The sequence below is a fragment of the Cupriavidus sp. GW822-FHT02D05 genome (assembly GCF_058802485.1).
In genome coordinates this window covers 145,003-160,714 of the sequence record NZ_JBXAOE010000019.1, presented here as the reverse complement: position 1 = coordinate 160,714, position 15,712 = coordinate 145,003, and the positions used below count along the sequence as shown (strand labels likewise).

The 15,712-nt window shown below is 65.7% G+C and carries 19 protein-coding genes; 11 read left to right on the top strand and 8 right to left on the bottom strand.

The genetic code is table 11. The features are described 5' to 3' along the window. Positions 1 to 59: 59 nt before the first annotated feature. Complete coding sequence (locus tag AC1RQK_RS24940) at positions 60 to 1,331, bottom strand: UbiH/UbiF family hydroxylase (protein ID WP_492811656.1); 1,272 nt, start codon at positions 1,329 to 1,331, stop codon at positions 60 to 62. 333 nt (positions 1,332 to 1,664) lie between these two features. On the opposite strand from AC1RQK_RS24940, the gene ychF reads away from it, so the two are divergent. After that, positions 1,665 to 2,756, top strand: a complete 1,092-nt coding sequence (ychF, locus tag AC1RQK_RS24935) for a redox-regulated ATPase YchF (protein WP_492375947.1) — start codon at positions 1,665 to 1,667, stop codon at positions 2,754 to 2,756. 100 nt (positions 2,757 to 2,856) lie between these two features. On the opposite strand, the gene AC1RQK_RS24930 is transcribed toward ychF, so the two are convergent. After that, positions 2,857 to 3,153, bottom strand: coding sequence for an addiction module antidote protein (locus tag AC1RQK_RS24930; protein ID WP_045238852.1), 297 nt, complete (start codon positions 3,151 to 3,153; stop codon positions 2,857 to 2,859). Beyond that, entirely contained in the window at positions 3,150 to 3,455 is a 306-nt protein-coding gene (locus tag AC1RQK_RS24925) for a type II toxin-antitoxin system RelE/ParE family toxin (RefSeq protein ID WP_492811653.1), read from the bottom strand. Before AC1RQK_RS24925 ends, AC1RQK_RS24930 begins: the two co-directional genes overlap by 4 nt. A 44-nt stretch (positions 3,456 to 3,499) precedes the next feature. On the opposite strand from AC1RQK_RS24925, the gene AC1RQK_RS24920 reads away from it, so the two are divergent. Both AC1RQK_RS24920 and AC1RQK_RS24915 read left to right on the top strand, forming a co-directional pair. Next, the gene (locus tag AC1RQK_RS24920) at positions 3,500 to 3,967 is read left to right on the top strand and encodes a hypothetical protein (protein ID WP_492811651.1); all 468 of its coding nucleotides are present in this window, start codon (positions 3,500 to 3,502) and stop codon (positions 3,965 to 3,967) included. Beyond that, the gene (locus AC1RQK_RS24915; RefSeq protein ID WP_492811649.1) at positions 3,967 to 4,701 is read left to right on the top strand and encodes a hypothetical protein; all 735 of its coding nucleotides are present in this window, start codon (positions 3,967 to 3,969) and stop codon (positions 4,699 to 4,701) included. Before AC1RQK_RS24920 ends, AC1RQK_RS24915 begins: the two co-directional genes overlap by 1 nt. Positions 4,702 to 4,962: 261 nt before the next feature. Here AC1RQK_RS24915 and AC1RQK_RS24910 read toward each other — a convergent pair whose 3' ends face one another. Further along, a complete protein-coding gene (locus tag AC1RQK_RS24910; RefSeq protein WP_416049786.1) occupies positions 4,963 to 5,253 on the bottom strand; it encodes a hypothetical protein in 291 nt (96 codons plus the stop codon). Positions 5,254 to 5,688: 435 nt separating this feature from the next. On the opposite strand from AC1RQK_RS24910, the gene AC1RQK_RS24905 reads away from it, so the two are divergent. Then, entirely contained in the window at positions 5,689 to 6,378 is a 690-nt protein-coding gene (locus AC1RQK_RS24905; protein ID WP_492811647.1) for a DUF433 domain-containing protein, read from the top strand. Next, positions 6,375 to 6,779, top strand: coding sequence for a PIN-like domain-containing protein (locus AC1RQK_RS24900; RefSeq protein ID WP_492811645.1), 405 nt, complete (start codon positions 6,375 to 6,377; stop codon positions 6,777 to 6,779). Before AC1RQK_RS24905 ends, AC1RQK_RS24900 begins: the two co-directional genes overlap by 4 nt. A gap of 233 nt (positions 6,780 to 7,012) precedes the next feature. On the opposite strand, the gene AC1RQK_RS24895 is transcribed toward AC1RQK_RS24900, so the two are convergent. Genes AC1RQK_RS24895 through AC1RQK_RS24885 form a run of 3 tightly spaced genes read right to left on the bottom strand, consistent with a single transcriptional unit; the run spans position 7,013 to position 9,683 of the window. Beyond that, positions 7,013 to 7,513: a GDYXXLXY domain-containing protein gene (locus tag AC1RQK_RS24895; protein ID WP_492811643.1), complete on the bottom strand. Its 501-nt coding sequence runs from the start codon at positions 7,511 to 7,513 to the stop codon at positions 7,013 to 7,015. Next, the gene (locus AC1RQK_RS24890; RefSeq protein WP_492811641.1) at positions 7,510 to 8,631 is read right to left on the bottom strand and encodes a DUF4401 domain-containing protein; all 1,122 of its coding nucleotides are present in this window, start codon (positions 8,629 to 8,631) and stop codon (positions 7,510 to 7,512) included. The genes AC1RQK_RS24895 and AC1RQK_RS24890 overlap by 4 nt, the downstream gene beginning before the upstream one ends. Continuing rightward, positions 8,628 to 9,683 (bottom strand): DUF2157 domain-containing protein, encoded by a 1,056-nt coding sequence (locus tag AC1RQK_RS24885; RefSeq protein WP_492811639.1) that lies wholly within the window; start codon positions 9,681 to 9,683, stop codon positions 8,628 to 8,630. The genes AC1RQK_RS24890 and AC1RQK_RS24885 overlap by 4 nt, the downstream gene beginning before the upstream one ends. A 157-nt stretch (positions 9,684 to 9,840) precedes the next feature. On the opposite strand from AC1RQK_RS24885, the gene AC1RQK_RS24880 reads away from it, so the two are divergent. Beyond that, a complete protein-coding gene (locus AC1RQK_RS24880; protein WP_492811637.1) occupies positions 9,841 to 10,608 on the top strand; it encodes a 5'-methylthioadenosine/adenosylhomocysteine nucleosidase in 768 nt (255 codons plus the stop codon). A gap of 55 nt (positions 10,609 to 10,663) precedes the next feature. Here the strand turns inward: AC1RQK_RS24880 and AC1RQK_RS24875 are convergent, their stop codons facing one another. Next, positions 10,664 to 10,900 carry a hypothetical protein gene (locus AC1RQK_RS24875; RefSeq protein ID WP_492375874.1) on the bottom strand — a complete coding sequence of 79 codons (237 nt, stop codon included), beginning with the start codon at positions 10,898 to 10,900 and terminating at the stop codon, positions 10,664 to 10,666. Between the two features lie 253 nt (positions 10,901 to 11,153). On the opposite strand from AC1RQK_RS24875, the gene hemA reads away from it, so the two are divergent. From hemA to grxD, 5 genes are all read left to right on the top strand, one after another. Then, a complete protein-coding gene (gene hemA / locus AC1RQK_RS24870; protein WP_174427671.1) occupies positions 11,154 to 12,458 on the top strand; it encodes a glutamyl-tRNA reductase in 1,305 nt (434 codons plus the stop codon). A gap of 134 nt (positions 12,459 to 12,592) precedes the next feature. Beyond that, complete coding sequence (prfA, locus tag AC1RQK_RS24865; RefSeq protein ID WP_492375873.1) at positions 12,593 to 13,675, top strand: peptide chain release factor 1; 1,083 nt, start codon at positions 12,593 to 12,595, stop codon at positions 13,673 to 13,675. Positions 13,676 to 13,899: 224 nt separating this feature from the next. Next, entirely contained in the window at positions 13,900 to 14,226 is a 327-nt protein-coding gene (locus tag AC1RQK_RS24860) for a hypothetical protein (RefSeq protein ID WP_150985667.1), read from the top strand. A 123-nt stretch (positions 14,227 to 14,349) separates the two neighbouring features. Continuing rightward, positions 14,350 to 15,267, top strand: coding sequence for a peptide chain release factor N(5)-glutamine methyltransferase (gene prmC / locus AC1RQK_RS24855; RefSeq protein WP_492375872.1), 918 nt, complete (start codon positions 14,350 to 14,352; stop codon positions 15,265 to 15,267). A gap of 130 nt (positions 15,268 to 15,397) precedes the next feature. After that, positions 15,398 to 15,709 carry a Grx4 family monothiol glutaredoxin gene (gene grxD, locus AC1RQK_RS24850; protein ID WP_150985669.1) on the top strand — a complete coding sequence of 104 codons (312 nt, stop codon included), beginning with the start codon at positions 15,398 to 15,400 and terminating at the stop codon, positions 15,707 to 15,709. Positions 15,710 to 15,712 lie beyond the last annotated feature (3 nt).

The following is a 15,712-nucleotide window of genomic DNA, read 5'->3' as shown; positions in this document are numbered from 1 at the left end:
AATTCGATGATTCGGTTCGCGCGAGCGAGCTCGGGATTCAGGGTTCAAGGGTCGGGCGCTCAGCCCAGCGCGCGGCCGATAAGAAAACGCTTGAGCAGCGACTGGCCGCCCACGACCCGCATGCCGGCATTGCGCACCGTGCGCGCCACGCCGCCAGGCAGGGAAAACAGCCGATGCAGGCCATCGGTAGCCGCCGTCAGCGACAACAAATCGGTGGCGCGCGCGCGCTCGTAGCGGCGCAGCAAGCGCAAGTCGCCTTCTGCGCGGAAAGACTCTTTGGCGGCCATCACGCGGCCAAGTTCCGCCACATCGCGCAAACCCAAGTTCATGCCCTGCCCCGCCAAGGGGTGCACCACGTGGGCGGCGTCGCCCACCAGCGCCACGTGCGGCTGCACAAACTGATCGGCGCGCTGCAGCACCAGGGGGAAGCCCTGCGCCGGCGTCACGCAGCGCAGCGCGCCAAACTGGCGTCCCACGGCGCCGCTGGCGGCCTGCATCACGGTATCGGCCAGCGCCTCGGGCGACAGCGCCAGCAGCTCACTTGCATGGGCATCGTCGGCCGACCACACCATCGACACGCGCCGGCCCGGCAACGGCAACAACGCCAGGATCTCGCCGTTAGCCGGCTCCTCGTCCGCCATCAGCTTGGGCGGCGTGCCCAGGAACCACTGCCAGGCCGTGTCCTGGTGCGGCAGCTCGCATTCAAAATTCGCCACGACGCCAAGCTGGCGATAGTGCCGCTTGGTGACCGGAATGTGGCATTGCTCGCGTACCCACGAGCGCGCGCCATCGGCGCCCACCACGCAAGCCGCGCGCACCTTGTCGCCACCGGCCAGGGTCAGCGTCACGCCATCATGGTCGCGCGCGAACGCCGCAGCGGTATCGTCATGCCAGTGCACCTGGGGCTGGAAGCGCAGCGCGGTATCGAGCACGCGTTCCACATGGCCGGATTCGATGATCCACGCCAGTTGCGCCACAGTGGCCGCGTAGGCCGAGAAATGGAGATCACCGGCAGCCGAGGCATTCGCCTGCGCCGCGCTCGCATCGCCGAACACGCGCATGTCGCACACCGGCTGCATCCGCGCCGGGTCCAGCGCCTCCCACACGCGCAACTGCTCCAGCAAGGCTTGTGAGCTCGCCGAGAAGGCGTAGATGCGGCTGTCCCACTGGCCAGGATCCGCCGTAGCGGCAGAAGCGGCGGAAGCGGGAGAGCGCGGCGCAACCAGCGCCACCTGCATGCCCTGCTGGGCCAGCAGCAACGCACAAGCCTTGCCGACGATGCCGCCGCCAACCACGGCAACCTGGAAACGGGAGGGAGATGGACGAGTCATGCGTGGATTATAGCCACCCCGGCACGATGGCTTTGGTGCGCCCTCGCGCGCATGAAGCGGCGCCCAAGCGCCTGCGGCAGAGGGCCGCACGCCCGCGAGGCGCACAAATTCAGCAGGCGGCAGGCGCGGCCGGCCGGTTCAGCGCAACGTCCGGCGAGGTTACAATAGCCATCTTTCTGATGGCACCCCAGCACAAAACCGGTGAGCAACGCCCCGCTTTGGCTGTGTTGTCTCGTGCTGAACCCTCCCCTCTGCGTCCCCATCGCCGCGCCATTCCATTGCGCCGGACGCACCCAGGGTGAACCGCAACCCATTGATTTTTAAAGGTTTACCATGAGCCTCAAATGCGGCATCGTCGGCCTGCCCAACGTCGGCAAGTCCACGCTGTTCAACGCCCTGACCAAGGCCGGCATCGCCGCCGAGAACTATCCGTTCTGCACCATCGAGCCCAATGTGGGCGTGGTGGAAGTGCCGGATACGAGGCTCGCCAAGCTGGCCGAGATCGTCAAGCCCGAGCGCATCCTGCCGGCCGTGGTCGAATTCGTCGACATCGCCGGCCTGGTGGCTGGCGCGTCCAAGGGTGAAGGCCTGGGCAACCAGTTCCTGGCCAACATCCGCGAAACCGACGCCATCACCCACGTGGTGCGCTGCTTCGAAGACGACAACGTGATCCACGTCGCCGGCCGGGTCGATCCGCTGTCCGACATCGAGGTGATCAACACCGAACTGGCGCTGGCCGACCTCTCCACCGTCGAAAAAGCCCACGCCCGCTACATCAAGCCCGCCCGCGCCGGCGACAAGGAAGCGCTGCGCCTGGTGGCCGTGCTGGAAAAAGCCCAGGCCGTGCTCAACGAGGCCAAGGCCGTGCGCACGCTCGACCTGTCCGACGAGGAATGGGCCGCCATCAAGCCGCTGTGCCTGATCACCGCCAAGCCCACCATGTACGTGGCCAACGTGCGTGAAGACGGCTTCGAGAACAACCCGCACCTGGACGCCGTGCGCGCCCACGCCGCCAAGACCAAGTCGCCGGTCGTGGCCGTCTGCGCCGCCATCGAAGCTGAAATCGCCGACCTCGACGACGAAGACAAGGCCGTGTTCCTGGCCGACCTCGGCATGGAAGAACCCGGCCTGGATCGCGTGATCCGCGCCGGCTTCACCCTGCTCGGCCTGCAGACCTACTTCACCGCCGGCGTGAAGGAAGTCCGCGCCTGGACCATCCACGTGGGCGACACCGCGCCGCAAGCGGCTGGCGTGATCCACACCGACTTCGAACGCGGCTTCATCCGCGCCCAGACCATCGCTTATGAGGATTTCATTGCCTACAAGGGTGAGCAAGGCGCGAAGGAAGCCGGCAAGATGCGCGCGGAAGGTAAGGAATATGTGGTGAAGGATGGCGACGTGATGAACTTCTTGTTCAACGTCTAAGCCGAGTATCGGACGTCGGCGAACTTCCTCCGACAACAAAAACCCCCGCCGCCCCTTGAGGTGGCGGGGGTTTTTTATTTTTGGCCGTGGCGTCGGTTAGTTATGCGTGAGCGTCGGGCACTGTTGTGAGCTTCACGCCGAGCGCGTGCAGGAGTTTCATAATGGTGTCGAAGCGAGGCTTTGCGCCCGGAGCGAGTGCTTTGTAAAGGCTCTCACGGCCAAGTCCAGAGTCGGCAGCCACTCTGGTCATACCACGTGCCTTGGCAATGTCCGCAATAGCGGCAAGCAGCACTGCAGTGTCGTCCTCTTCCAAAGCAGCATTGAGGTACTCAGAGATCATTTCTTCGCTGTCGAGATAGTCCGAGGCATCGAAGCGTGCCACTTCGATCTTGTTCATGATGACTCCTTCTTGATCGTTTTCCACATTTCCTTAGCTCGCTTGATGTCGGCTTTCTGAGTCGACTTATCGCCGCCTGAAATAAGCAAGTAAGCCACAGCACCTTCGCGGCCGTAATAGATGCGGTAGCCAGGGCCGAAGTCGATCCTCATCTCCGACAGGCCATCCCCAATTGGCTCCGAATCGCCAAAGTTGCCTTGTTCGGCTCGCTTGAGGCGCACCAGGATCTTGGCCCTTGCCGTCAGATCCCTGAGGGTCGAGATCCAGGCGCTGAATTCAGCGGTGCGGTTAAGTGTGGTCATAACCCGCATCGTATCCGAATGGATACATCTGTCAAGGGCAACGTATGGCGCAGCGCGAAATCAGCGATGCAGGCGCCTGTATCCATCCAACCAGCATGAGCGAATACCAATACTACGAATTCGCGGCCATCGACCGGCCGCTCACCCGCGCCGAGATGGCGCAGCTGCGCGCCGTCTCCACGCGCGCCCAGATCAGCCCCGCGGGCTTCGTCAATCACTATGAGTGGGGCGATCTGAAGGCAGATCCGGCTGACTGGATGCGGCGATATTTCGACGTCTTCGTCTACACCGCCAACTGGTGCAGCAGCAGGCTGGCGCTACGCGTGCCGCTATCCACGTTTGGCAAAGCGGAACTGAAGCCTTTCGCCATCCGGCATGCCTCGACCATCGAGACACACGGAGAACACTGGATCATTGAGTGGTCACTCAACGAAGGCGAAGACTATGACCGCTACGGCATGCAAGACGGCGGCGGCTGGATGCGGCGCCTGGCCCCCTGCGCGCCGAGCTGATGCGTGGCGACTTGCGCCCGCTTTACCTGGGCTGGCTGGCGGGATCCCATGACCTTTCGGACGACGCATTGGAGCCGGAGGTGCCCCCCGGCCTGGCGACACTGTCGCCGCCGCAGGAAGCGCTAGTCGAATTCCTGGAGATCGATCCCGACCTGCTGGCCGCCGCTGCGGCGGCGAGCCCCGACGTTCCGCCTGGCGATGCCGCGCAGGATGATCGCATCGATGCTTGGCTGCGCGAATTGCCACGCGAGGAAATGGCAGCGGTGCTGAAACTGCTAGCCCAAGGGCTGGTACATCAAGCGGAACGCCAGGTCCGGTTGCGACATGCCGCCTGGCTGAAAGCGCAGCACGTTTCAACACCGCCTTCCACCGCGCGGCGCATCCTCGGACATCTGCGGGAACTCGCCGAAGCGGCCAGCATAGCGCGCCTGAAGCGCGAAGCAAAGGCACATGCCAGACAGGAGGCTGCACGCCGCCGAAAGCGCGAAACGCAACTAAGGCTGGTGATGAACGATGCAGACAAGCGCTGGGCAACCATCGATGTGCAGGTACAGAGGGGCACGGCGTCGGCCTATGATGAGGCAACGAAGGCGCTGGCGGAGCTGGCGGACGGTTATGCGCTCACATCGAGCCGCGAAGCATTCGAGCGTGCGCTGCAGCAACTCCTGGCTTCCCACGCCAAGCGCGGCGCCCTGTTGCGCCGCTTGCGCGATGCAGGCTTGTGCGTGGCATGAGCACCCGTTAAGAACGAGCGGGACGGCGATTTCGCAGAGGGCCGGGAGGGTCGGCTCGATCGGGACCTGGCTTTGCCAGGTGCCGCAGGATGGGACCGCGACTTCCGTGCGAAGCGCGGCAAATAGGCGAAACGACTCGGCAGCGGGGTGAAAGTCCACTCTGATGCAAACAAACAGAAGCCCCGCGCGACAAAACGCCTGCGGGGCTTCTTATTTCACGAGACTGCTGACGCAGCCCGCTCGTACAAGCCCACCACAAGTTCATCCATCACGCGCGCCCTCCGAGTCCCGCAAGACCGCGAGTTCGCTCAACACCAGCGCTTCGTTAGCGAGTGTCGCCGCCAGCGAGAGCAGGTGACCTTGTGTCTCGTCGGTCAAGTTCGCAAGGGTGCCACCGGCAGCGTTCTCGATAGCGACCGACAGCAGCGCATTGAGTTGGGCAGCCTTTTCGGCGGCGAGGCTAAGCGGGCTTTCGGATGCAGCGTGCGCCGTCACGAAGATATCGCGGCCGGTCTGCTCGGCGCTGATGTTGTAGTGGGGGTGCTTACACATCGGATGCCCTCCCGAGTTGGGAGCGCATGCGCTTTGGAAGCACGGGGACTTTGGGGTAAGCGGAATGCCAGGTACAGGCAATTAGGACAAACAAGGACTGGGGCATGTGAGTCTCCTCTTGACGAGTTCAAAGGAACCGCTTTGCGGCGGTTGTCTTCCCACGTTTTCGAGACGCCAATCCCGGTCGCTGTGGTTGCAGCGACTCGTCTAGTATAGCGCTGGCAGCAATGATCTTGCGCATTCCCGAGGCATCGGCTGCTGACTCCACGAAGAAGCACAAACACAGATTGGAGCTGCTCCCTAATAGACTTGCGCCGGGTCAGGCACCGGAGCGTGTTAACGAAAACATGACAACTGCACGCCCGCGAAGCCGCTAAAATATCCAGATTCGCCGCCGGCATTTAGCTGGCAGGGCACTACGTGGAAGGAGGGGCAATGATGAAGTTGACTGGTATTGGCCTATACACCTTCCATGAAGCCGCGAGGCTCACCGGCATCCCCGTGCGCGACCTGCGGCGCTGGCTGGACGGCTATGTATATCGGGACAAGACAACCCGGCATGCGGTCCCGGTTGCTCCACTTTGGGAGACCGAACTGGCGGAAGCGGACGTGGATGGGATCAGTTTTCATGATCTGCTGGAAGTCCGATTCGTCCGAGCGTTTCGCCAGCACGGCGTCAGCCTGCAAACGATACACCTCGCCAGCCGCAAGGCACGCGAGCTTTTTGCCCTGCCACATCCCTTTACCTCCCGCCGTTTCCAGACGGACGGCCGCACAATCTTCGCGTCGACCATACAAGAATCTGGTGAGACCGAACTGCTGGACTTGGTGCAAAGCCAGTACGCGTTTCAGAAGCTCATCGAGCCCTCTTTGTATCGTGGCATCGAATTTGGTGCTGACGATGCCGCCGCGCGCTGGTACCCGACGCTGCGCGGCAAGGCCGTGGTCTTAGATCCTGGAATCGCCTTCGGTAAGCCCATTGTCACCGATGGCGCCATCAGAACTTCAATCCTCGCCGAGGCATTCCAGGCCGAAGGCGACAAACAGCTTGTTGCCAGGTTGTATGAAGTGCCTGTTGCCTCGGTGGAGGCCGCAGTCGCCTTTGAAGAACGCCTGGTAGCGTGAAGTTCTTCGCTGACAACAATCTCTCTCCAGCGCTGGCACGGGCGCTCCACTCGCTTTCCGAACCATACGGGCACTCCGTTGCCCCCTTGCGAGACCGCTTCCCACAAGACACAAGGGATGCGGCCTGGATCGACGCTCTCTCGCAAGAAGGCGGATGGGCTGTCATCACGCACGACAAGCTGAACAAAGGCCTCGAGCGAGAAGCACTGCGCCGTGCCGGGCTAATTGTCTTCTTTCTCGACAAAAGCTGGTCAAGCCATAGGTTCTGGGATATTGCGCACAATCTGGTGCGGTGGTGGCCACGGATCATCGAGCAATCTGAAGGTATCAAAGGCGGAGCCGCCTTCAAGGTTCCATTCAACTTCTCTGGCAAAGGCCAGTTCGAGCAAGTCAAGCTCTAGGACAGGCGCAAAGCGGCGTCTCACGACGCCCTGGCACCAACGCCCGATCTCTGGAAGCTACAAAAGGCGCGGGCTTGCAACCAGCGCGCGCATTGCGTCGGGCCTCCGGCATCTGCGATGCGCCATCAAGCAGGCCATCACACAACACAGCAATGTGAATCGGCGCTGATGTTCCAGCCAATCCAATCATGGCTGGCGCACAGCGGCATGCCGACGGCAACCGCCCCCCCCTCTCACAGTGCCCCCAAATCCTCCCCCCGCAGCCCGACCAGCAGCGCCTGTCCATCCGGCCCGACGCGAAACTCGCCATAGCGCGCCTTCTCGAACCGCGCCCCCTGCCCTTCCTGGAAGAAGTACGCATCAGTGGACACCTGCGCCTGCGTGCCGCCCCAGCGGGCCGGCACGTTCTGGAAGCGCAGTAGTTGCTCGCCGCCGGCCAGTGCCTCGCCCGTGTACAGGCGCACGAAGGTGGCTTCGCCGCGTGCATCGCGGCGGATCACGGCAACTTGCTCGCGGGCGGGCTCGATGCCTTGCAGCTTGCCTGCCTGGCGGATGGACTCGGCGATGGCGAAGTTCAGCGCCATGTAGTCGCCTTGCATGAGCGAGCGCGGATCGACTGGCGCCAGACGCAGGTAGACGGTGTCGCCATGCGCCAGCAGCCGTTCCTTGCCGGTGATGGCGAAGGCGGCCAGGCCGGGCGTGAGCACCCATGCCAATAGTATCCAGCGTTTCATGCTTGTCTCCTTGCGCCATCGCGACGCAGCGCCATGCGCAGCAGCAGCACGGCGATGCCGGCGCCGGCGAGCGTGGCGGACTTGATCAGCAACGTCCAGTGCAGCGCGCTGTAGTACCAGATGAAACCGCTGCCGAGCGTGGCGACGGCCAGGCCCAGCCAGGGCAGCGAGCCGCGGCGCAGCGCCAGGCCGAGCGCAAGGGCGGCGGCGACGACCGCCGGCGCACCGGCGAGCAAGGCGCCAAACAGCACCGCGCCGACAAGCGCGGTGCCCCGCACCGCCGGGCTTAGCTGCAGCCGGCCTGCTTCGGCAAGGACAAACGCGGCTAGCACCGCGCCAAACAGCGCGCCGGCCATCCAGTAGTTGCCGGCTTGGCGCCCGGTATCAGCATCGAACAGCAATGCCTGAGGCTGGCTGAGCCCGGTCACCACCAAGGCCGCGCCCAGTGCGAACAGCAGCGTGGCATCCGCGGCCGGCTCGATCCAGTTGTGCAGCCCGGCGGCGCAGAGCCGCCCTTGCGCCAGCACGAAGCCGGTGAGCAGCGTCATGGCGAAGGGCGCGAGCCAGCCTAGCGAGAAGCTCATGGCTTGCCAGACGTGGCGCAGGCCGGGCGTCATGGCCAGGTGGAGCGCCAGGGCCACGCCGGTCCATACGCCCAGCGCGGCCAGGAAGCGATGGAGCCGGTTGCTGACGAGCACATAGAGCACGGCCTCCAGCAGCGCGAGCGCGCCCCAGAAGGCGGCCGATTCGAGCAGGCGGCCGCCGCCGTAGGCCTGGCTCGCGCCGTACACGAGCAGGCCCTGGCCGCTGAGGCTGACGGCCAGCGCGAATTGCTCGAGCGCGGTGGCGCCCGCGCGGCGCCGGTACAGCACCGCGGCCAGCGCGATCATGGCGGCGCCGCAGAGCGCCATTGCCGTGGCGTTGTCGCGCGCGGCCACAAAGACCGAGCCGAGCAGGAAGGCGAGGAAGAACACCGCACCAAGCCAGCCCGCAAGTCCCATCAGCAGCCTGACGGCCCATGGCGTGCGCCCTTGTGCGGCTTGCGGCTGCCCTTGCACCAAGCCGCGCGCGGCCAAGTCCTGCCACAACCTTCGTACTACGTGATGGTCGCTGGTCATGCCGGCTCTCCGTTGGGCGCGCCGCTTTGGGCTTGCCCGTGGTGTCGATAGGCGCGCAGCAGCCAGGCCGCCGCCGCGGCGGACAGGCCAATGGTCAGCAGCCCGAGGATCAGGAAGGCGCCGAACGCGTCCCGGCTGCCCTCCAGCAGTAGCCGGGCAACCCCGGTCACCAGCAGCACGATGACCGAGAAGCTGGCCAGGCTGAGCGCCACCACATCGAATGCCCGCAGCCGGAACCAGGCCAGCAGCCCGCCCAGCGTGAGCATGGCCACGCCGAACATGGCGGGGTCGAAGCGGTTGTGCAGGATGCTGGCGAGGCCGAGCCAGCCAGCGTAGGCGCACGCCAGCGTCGCAAGGATGCGCGCGCCGGCCAGCCCGCGAAAGCCGTAGGCCGGCGCCACTGCGCGCAGCGCGAACCACAGCACCAGTTGCACCAGCGTGGCCACCAGCAACGAGAGCGTGGTGGCGCGTTCGCCAGCCGCCCCAAACAGCAGGTCGAACATGCCGCCCACGCCAAGGCGCACGCTGAGATACCGCAGCAGCGCCACATTGGCCAGCACGATCACCACCCACCAGTGCGGCGCCGCGCGCGCGGCCAGCGCCCACGGGATCGCCAGCGGTGCCCACAGGGCGAACAGCTGCCACGCGTCAGCGCCGGTCTGGTACACCTGCCCGATCACGGCCAGCAGCACGCCGGCCACCACCTGGGCGCCGCAGAGCGCCGCCAGCCCCGCCATGTCGGCGGGCGGGCGCAGCCAGGCGAATCCCGCCAGCAGCGTCAGCGCGCCGGCCAGCAGGCCGAACTTGGCGAACTTGTGCAGGTCTTGCCAGTTGAAGGCGAAGAACACGATCACGCCGGCGCACAGCAGCGCGGCGCCCAGCATCAGCAACGTGCGATCGAGCCAGGTCCGCCACTGCGCCGCGTCGGGTTCGGTCCCTGGCCAGCCGGCGGCCACGCCGTCGGCGCCGAGCACGCCCTGCTCACGCCAGTCTGCCAGCGCCTGGCGCGCTGCCCGCCGGTCTTGAAAGCCCTGCGTTGTGGTTGCCTGCATCGATGCCCCATGTGATGGATACGCCAGCGCACTGTAGCAAAGGCGCCGCCATCTGCGCAGCTTTCCTTGCGTGAGCGGGAACATGCGACAGCGCTGCTTTGCCGCCTTGCCCCGGCCCGGTATGCTGTGCGTTTCTCCAACCCAGCCACGCCTCGCCATGACCCTTGGTATCCTCGCCGCCATCCACGATGAAGTCGACGGCCTGATCGCCGCCATGCGCCACGATGATGCCCGCGCCACCGTGCGGACGATCGGCATGCGCGACTATCACGTTGGCCATCTCTACGGCCAGCGCTGCGTGCTGGTGCTCGCGCGCATGGGCAAGGTAGCGGCGGCGGCCACCACGGTCACCCTGGTGCGCGAGTTCGGCGTGGATGAGATCGTCTTCACCGGCCTGGCCGGCGGCATCGGGGCCGAGACGCGGGTCGGGGACGTGGTGGTGGCGGACCGCACGCTGCAGCACGACCTGGACGCGCGGCCGTTTTTTTCCCGCCATGAGGTCCCGTTGCTGGATCGCGCTGAATTCCCCACCGACCCGGCGCTTACCGCCGCGCTGCGCGATGCGGTGGCAGGCTACCTGCGGGATGATCTGCCGACCTCCGTCCCGGCCGGCGTGCTGGCGCGCTTCGGGGTCAGCGCGCCCAGGCTGCATGAGGGGATGATCGCCAGCGGCGACCAGTTCATCGGCTCACCCGCCGCCGCGGCCGAGTTGCGCGAGCGCTTGCCCAGCGTGCTGGCGGTGGAAATGGAAGGCGCCGCGGTGGCGCAGGTTTGCCATGAGTATGGCGTGCGGCATGCGGTGATGCGCACGCTCTCGGATCGGGCCGACGATACCGCGCACGTGGATTTTGCGGCGTTCCTGACCAACGTGGCCAGCCATTATTCGAGCGGGGTTTTGAGACGGTTTCTGGAGCAGCGCGGGTAACCAGACTAAAGCGGCGTGAATTCGGGATTCGAGATTGGATGGCATTCATTCAATCTCACCGCCCCCTGGCCACGCCCCCGACGCCAACCAGCACGGCCGCGCCCAGGATGGCCGCGAACCAGCCCGCCATCTGCCCGTCGACAAACCAGTGCAGCCCACGGCCGCCGTAAAACGCGGCCAGCGCGCCCAGTACGCCGAACACCACCGCCGCAAGCAGGCTGACCCGGCCCACGGGGTGCAGCCACCGCGCCGCCAGCCCAACCAGCACCCCTACCACCAGCGTACCCAACATCACTTTCTCCCAAATTCCACCATATGGCGCGCTGCCCGGGGATTCCCGCCAGTCACCGCGCGTGGCCGCAACAATACGGTAAACCCGACCGCGCTCCGGCAAGATCCGCGCCGGGCGCTATAATGTAGCCCGGTTCGGCGGCGCTTTGCGCCGGAATCCGCGCTTGAATTCATGCCCGGATTGCACCTGACTCCCGCGCTGCAGCCTGCAAAGCCGCCGCCCGGAGCCCGGCCAGAGAGACATGCTCCCCACCATGCAACTGCTCGCGATCGGTATCAATCACACCACGGCGCCCGTCTCGCTGCGCGAGCGAGTGGCGTTTCCGCTTGAGCAGATCAAACCCGCCCTGGGCGCCTTGCGCACCCACCTGGCCGGCAAAAATGGCACCGAAGCCGCCATCCTTTCCACTTGCAACCGCACCGAGATTTATTGCGCCACCGATGTGCTGCTGTCGGGTTCGGAAGGCTTCGAGCACACTCTGCGCTGGCTGGCGCAGCACCATAACGTGCCGGCCGGCGAACTCGCTCCCCACCTGTACTCGTTGCCGCAGTCCGAAGCCGTGCGCCATGCCTTCCGCGTGGCCAGCGGGCTGGACTCGATGGTGCTGGGCGAAACCCAGATCCTGGGCCAGTTGAAGGATGCGGTGCGCACCGCCGGTGAAGCCGGCGCGCTGGGCACCTACCTGAACCAGTTGTTCCAGCGCACGTTCGCGGTGGCCAAGGAGGTCCGCGGCCAGACCGAGATCGGCGCGCATTCGGTATCCATGGCCGCTGCCGCGGTGCGCCTGGCCCAGCGGATTTTTGAAAGCGTCTCGACCCAGCGCGTGCTGTTCATCGGCGCGGGCGAGATGATCGAGCTGTGCGCCACGCACTTCGCGGCGCAAACGCCGCGCCAGATCGTGGTGGCCAACCGCACCGTGGAGCGTGGCGAGCGGCTGGCCGAGCAACTCGCCGGCCAGGGCCTGACCACCGAGGCCATCCGCCTGTCGGAGCTGGGCGCGCGCCTGCATGAGTTCGACATCGTGGTGTCGTGCACCGCCAGCTCCCTGCCCATCATCGGGCTGGGCGCGGTGGAACGCGCCGTCAAGCTGCGCCGCCACCGCCCCATCATGATGGTGGACCTGGCCGTGCCGCGCGACGTGGAGCCCGAAGTCGCGCGCCTGGACGACGTCTTCCTGTACACCGTGGACGACCTCGGCGCCATCGTGCGCGAGGGCAATGCCATGCGCCAGGCTGCCGTGGCCCAGGCGGAAGCCATCATCGAAAGCCGCGTGCAGAATTTCATGCACTGGCTGGAAACCCGCAGCGTAGTGCCGGTCATCCGCGAACTGCAGGTGCAGGGCGAGGCCATGCGCCAGGCCGAACTGGAGCGCGCGCGCCGCATGCTGGCGCGCGGCGACGACCCGCAAGCCGTGCTCGAAGCCCTGTCCGGCGCGCTCACCCGCAAATTCCTGCACGGCCCGACCCACGCCCTGAACCACACCCAGGGCGACGACCGCGAGACCTTGCTGCGCCTGGTGCCGGGCTTGTTCCGCCACAGCAGCCACTCCGAGCGCTAGCCGCGCTCGCCTCGGCCGTGCGTGTCCTGCGCGCGGCCAGCTTTGCGTTGCCTGCGGCCATTGGCCATTGGCCCGCACGCATCCCAGCAGCAACATCCGTCTCCACCCGTTTCACCGCGCCTCTTCGGACCCCCATGAAAGCCAGCATGCTTGCCAAGCTCGACCAATTGTCCGAGCGACTCGACGAAGTCAACGCCCTGCTTGCGCGCGAAGATGCCACCGCCAAGATCGACCAGTACCGCAAGCTCACGCGCGAACACGCCGAACTGACGCCGGTGGCCGAGCAATATGCGCAGTACTGCCAGGCACAGGAGGACCTGTCCACCGCGCAAGCGCTGCTGGACGATCCCGAGATGAAGGAGTTCGCGGCCGATGAGATCACCGCGGCCCGCGAGCGGCTGGAAACGCTGGAAGGCAGCCTGCAGACATTGCTGCTGCCCAAGGACCCCAACGACGACCGCAACCTGCTGCTGGAAATCCGCGCGGGTGCCGGCGGCGAGGAAAGCGCGCTGTTCGCCGCCAATTTGCTGCGGATGTACACACGCTACGCGGAGCGCCAGCGCTGGCAGGTGGAGGTGATGAGCGAATCGGCGTCCGACCTGGGCGGCTACAAGGAAGTGATCATCCGGATCGCCGGGGATGCGGCCTTTTCCCGGCTGAAGTTCGAATCCGGCGGCCATCGCGTGCAGCGTGTGCCAGCCACCGAGGCCCAGGGGCGCATCCACACTTCGGCCTGTACGGTGGCAGTCATGCCCGAGGCCGACGAGGTGACCGAGGTGGAAATCAATCCGTCGGACCTGCGTGTGGATACCTTCCGCGCCTCCGGCGCCGGCGGCCAGCACGTGAACAAGACCGACTCGGCCGTGCGCCTGACCCACCTGCCCACCGGCATCGTGGTGGAGTGCCAGGACGACCGCAGCCAGCACCGCAACAAGGACAAGGCCATGAAGGTCCTGGCGGCCCGGCTGATGGACGCGAAGCTGCGCGCGGCCCAGGCGAAAGAAGCCAGCACCCGGCGCAACCTGATCGGCACCGGCGATAGAAGTGATCGTATCCGCACCTACAATTTCCCGCAGGGGCGCGTGACGGATCACCGTATCAACCTGACCCTCTACAAGATCGACATGATCATGGACGGCGACCTCGACGAGCTCCTGTCCGCCTTGTCCGCGGAACACCAGGCGGATCAACTGGCGGCGCTGGGCGAAGCGCATTAATCGCTCGGCAATAGCAGGTTATTGCGACGAATTACCGGTCATTAAGGCAGATTTTTGGATCGCGCTGCATAAATCGCGATTTCTTTACGAAAACCTTTGTATCTGTTGTAAATGCTTGCAACAGCACTGGCGCACCATTTTTCGCTGTCTATAATCGATTCCGACTGAGCCGCCATACAGAGGTCGGCGTGTCGCCACTCGACAACGGAAAAAAGGACGAAATCATGAAGAAATTGCTCGCGCTGTTGATGATCACCGCCGCCATGGCTGCCTGCAGCAAGAAGGAAGAAGCCCCCGCCACGCCGAGCGCCGACAGCGCCATGCAAAGCGCCGCCGAATCCGCCAAGGCCGCCGCCAGCGACGCCGCATCCGCCGCCAGCAATGCCGCCGATGCTGCCAAGGCCGCTGCCAGCAGCGCTGCCTCCGACGTTTCCGCTGCCGCCGAGAAGGCCAAGGTCGATGCCGGCAATGCCATGGAAAAGGCCAAGGACGCCGCCAAGGATGCTGTCAACGCCAGCGCGGACAAGGCCAAGGACGCCGTCAACAAGTAATCCGCACGCCACGGCGGCAAGACACTGGCGCATCGCGCCCAGGCACCGCCGCCCGGGCAAGCGCGTTACACTGCAAACCCCGTCAGGGCACCTCCCGACGGGGTTTTGTTTTTTGCCTTCTCCATGCCCAGCACCACGTCCACCGCCACCTCCCCCAGCCCCAATGCCACCACGCCGGTCTCACTGCCTGAGACGGCCACGGTACGCGACGCCCTGGCCGTGGCTGCGGCGGCCGGCTTGCCAGCGCTGGAGGCGCGACTGCTGATCAGCCATGTCACCGGGCTCACCCGCACCCAGCTGATCACGCGCGACGACGAAACGCTTGCCCCGGCCCAGCGCGACAGCGTGGCCGCCTTGCTCGGGCGCCGCCTGGGCGGCGAGCCGGTGGCCTACTTGCTGGGGGAGCGGGAATTCTTCGGGCGCGCCTTCCGCGTGACCCCGGATGTGCTGATTCCGCGCCCGGACACCGAAATCGCCGTGGAAGCGGCCTTGAAGCTGCTGGCGCCACTGGTTGCGCCCCGGGTGCTCGACATGGGCACCGGATCCGGCGCGCTGGCCGTCACGCTGGCCTGCGAACGGCCCGACGCCGAGGTCTGGGCAACGGATATCTCGCCCGGCGCGCTGCAGGTGGCGCAAGACAACGCGCGCGCCCTGGGCGCCGGCAATGTGCGCTTCCTGGCCTCCGACTGGTACGCCGCGCTGCCCGCTGGCCTGCGCTTCGACCTGATCGTGAGCAATCCGCCCTATATCGCCGCCGCGGACCCGCACCTGGGCCAGGGCGACCTGCGCTTCGAGCCAATCGATGCGCTGACCGATCATGGCGATGGCTTGTCGGACCTGGGGGCAATCGTGGCCGGGGCTGCCGCGCGCCTGCATGCGGGCGGCTGGCTGCTGATGGAGCACGGCTACGACCAGGGCCAGGCTGCTCGCGACCTGCTGGCCGCCGCCGGCATGGCCGAGATCTTTACCGCGCGCGACCTGGCAGGCCATGAACGATGCAGCGCGGCTCGCCTGTCGGCGCAGGCCGGGGCGGCCGCCTGAAGCCGGCAGCCGATTCCGGTAAAATCAAATACTTGATTGCATCAAGGCGCACGCATCACGCGCGCCTTTCCGATTTCCCGATAGCGGTGCTGGCCAGTGCCTGCACCGCGAGCAACTGAAAAGAGACATCATGAGTGACGTGCAGCAAAAGATCGACCAGATCGTCAAGGGCAGCCCGGTGGTCCTGTTCATGAAGGGCACCGCCCAGTTCCCGATGTGCGGCTTCTCCGGCCGTGCGATCCAGATCCTGAAGGCCTGCGGCGTCGACGCGCCGACCACGGTCAATGTGCTGGAAGACGACGGCATCCGCCAAGGCATCAAGACTTACGCCAACTGGCCGACCATTCCGCAGCTCTACGTGAACGGCGAGTTCGTCGGCGGCTCGGACATCATGATGGAGATGTACCAGAACGGCGAACTGCAATCGCTGCTCAAGGCCTGAGCG

What these genes read in the sequence shown, in the direction of transcription:
- AC1RQK_RS24940 (WP_492811656.1), bottom strand. Translation starts at nt 1,331, where the DNA reads ATGACTCGTCCATCTCCCTCCCGTTTCCAGGTTGCCGTGGTTGGCGGC.
- ychF (WP_492375947.1), top strand. Translation starts at nt 1,665, where the DNA reads ATGAGCCTCAAATGCGGCATCGTCGGCCTGCCCAACGTCGGCAAGTCC.
- AC1RQK_RS24930 (WP_045238852.1), bottom strand. Translation starts at nt 3,153, where the DNA reads ATGAACAAGATCGAAGTGGCACGCTTCGATGCCTCGGACTATCTCGAC.
- AC1RQK_RS24925 (WP_492811653.1), bottom strand. Translation starts at nt 3,455, where the DNA reads ATGACCACACTTAACCGCACCGCTGAATTCAGCGCCTGGATCTCGACC.
- AC1RQK_RS24920 (WP_492811651.1), top strand. Translation starts at nt 3,500, where the DNA reads ATGGCGCAGCGCGAAATCAGCGATGCAGGCGCCTGTATCCATCCAACC.
- AC1RQK_RS24915 (WP_492811649.1), top strand. Translation starts at nt 3,967, where the DNA reads ATGCGTGGCGACTTGCGCCCGCTTTACCTGGGCTGGCTGGCGGGATCC.
- AC1RQK_RS24910 (WP_416049786.1), bottom strand. Translation starts at nt 5,253, where the DNA reads ATGTGTAAGCACCCCCACTACAACATCAGCGCCGAGCAGACCGGCCGC.
- AC1RQK_RS24905 (WP_492811647.1), top strand. Translation starts at nt 5,689, where the DNA reads ATGATGAAGTTGACTGGTATTGGCCTATACACCTTCCATGAAGCCGCG.
- AC1RQK_RS24895 (WP_492811643.1), bottom strand. Translation starts at nt 7,513, where the DNA reads ATGAAACGCTGGATACTATTGGCATGGGTGCTCACGCCCGGCCTGGCC.
- AC1RQK_RS24890 (WP_492811641.1), bottom strand. Translation starts at nt 8,631, where the DNA reads ATGACCAGCGACCATCACGTAGTACGAAGGTTGTGGCAGGACTTGGCC.
- AC1RQK_RS24885 (WP_492811639.1), bottom strand. Translation starts at nt 9,683, where the DNA reads ATGCAGGCAACCACAACGCAGGGCTTTCAAGACCGGCGGGCAGCGCGC.
- AC1RQK_RS24880 (WP_492811637.1), top strand. Translation starts at nt 9,841, where the DNA reads ATGACCCTTGGTATCCTCGCCGCCATCCACGATGAAGTCGACGGCCTG.
- AC1RQK_RS24875 (WP_492375874.1), bottom strand. Translation starts at nt 10,900, where the DNA reads ATGTTGGGTACGCTGGTGGTAGGGGTGCTGGTTGGGCTGGCGGCGCGG.
- hemA (WP_174427671.1), top strand. Translation starts at nt 11,154, where the DNA reads ATGCAACTGCTCGCGATCGGTATCAATCACACCACGGCGCCCGTCTCG.
- prfA (WP_492375873.1), top strand. Translation starts at nt 12,593, where the DNA reads ATGAAAGCCAGCATGCTTGCCAAGCTCGACCAATTGTCCGAGCGACTC.
- AC1RQK_RS24860 (WP_150985667.1), top strand. Translation starts at nt 13,900, where the DNA reads ATGAAGAAATTGCTCGCGCTGTTGATGATCACCGCCGCCATGGCTGCC.
- prmC (WP_492375872.1), top strand. Translation starts at nt 14,350, where the DNA reads ATGCCCAGCACCACGTCCACCGCCACCTCCCCCAGCCCCAATGCCACC.
- grxD (WP_150985669.1), top strand. Translation starts at nt 15,398, where the DNA reads ATGAGTGACGTGCAGCAAAAGATCGACCAGATCGTCAAGGGCAGCCCG.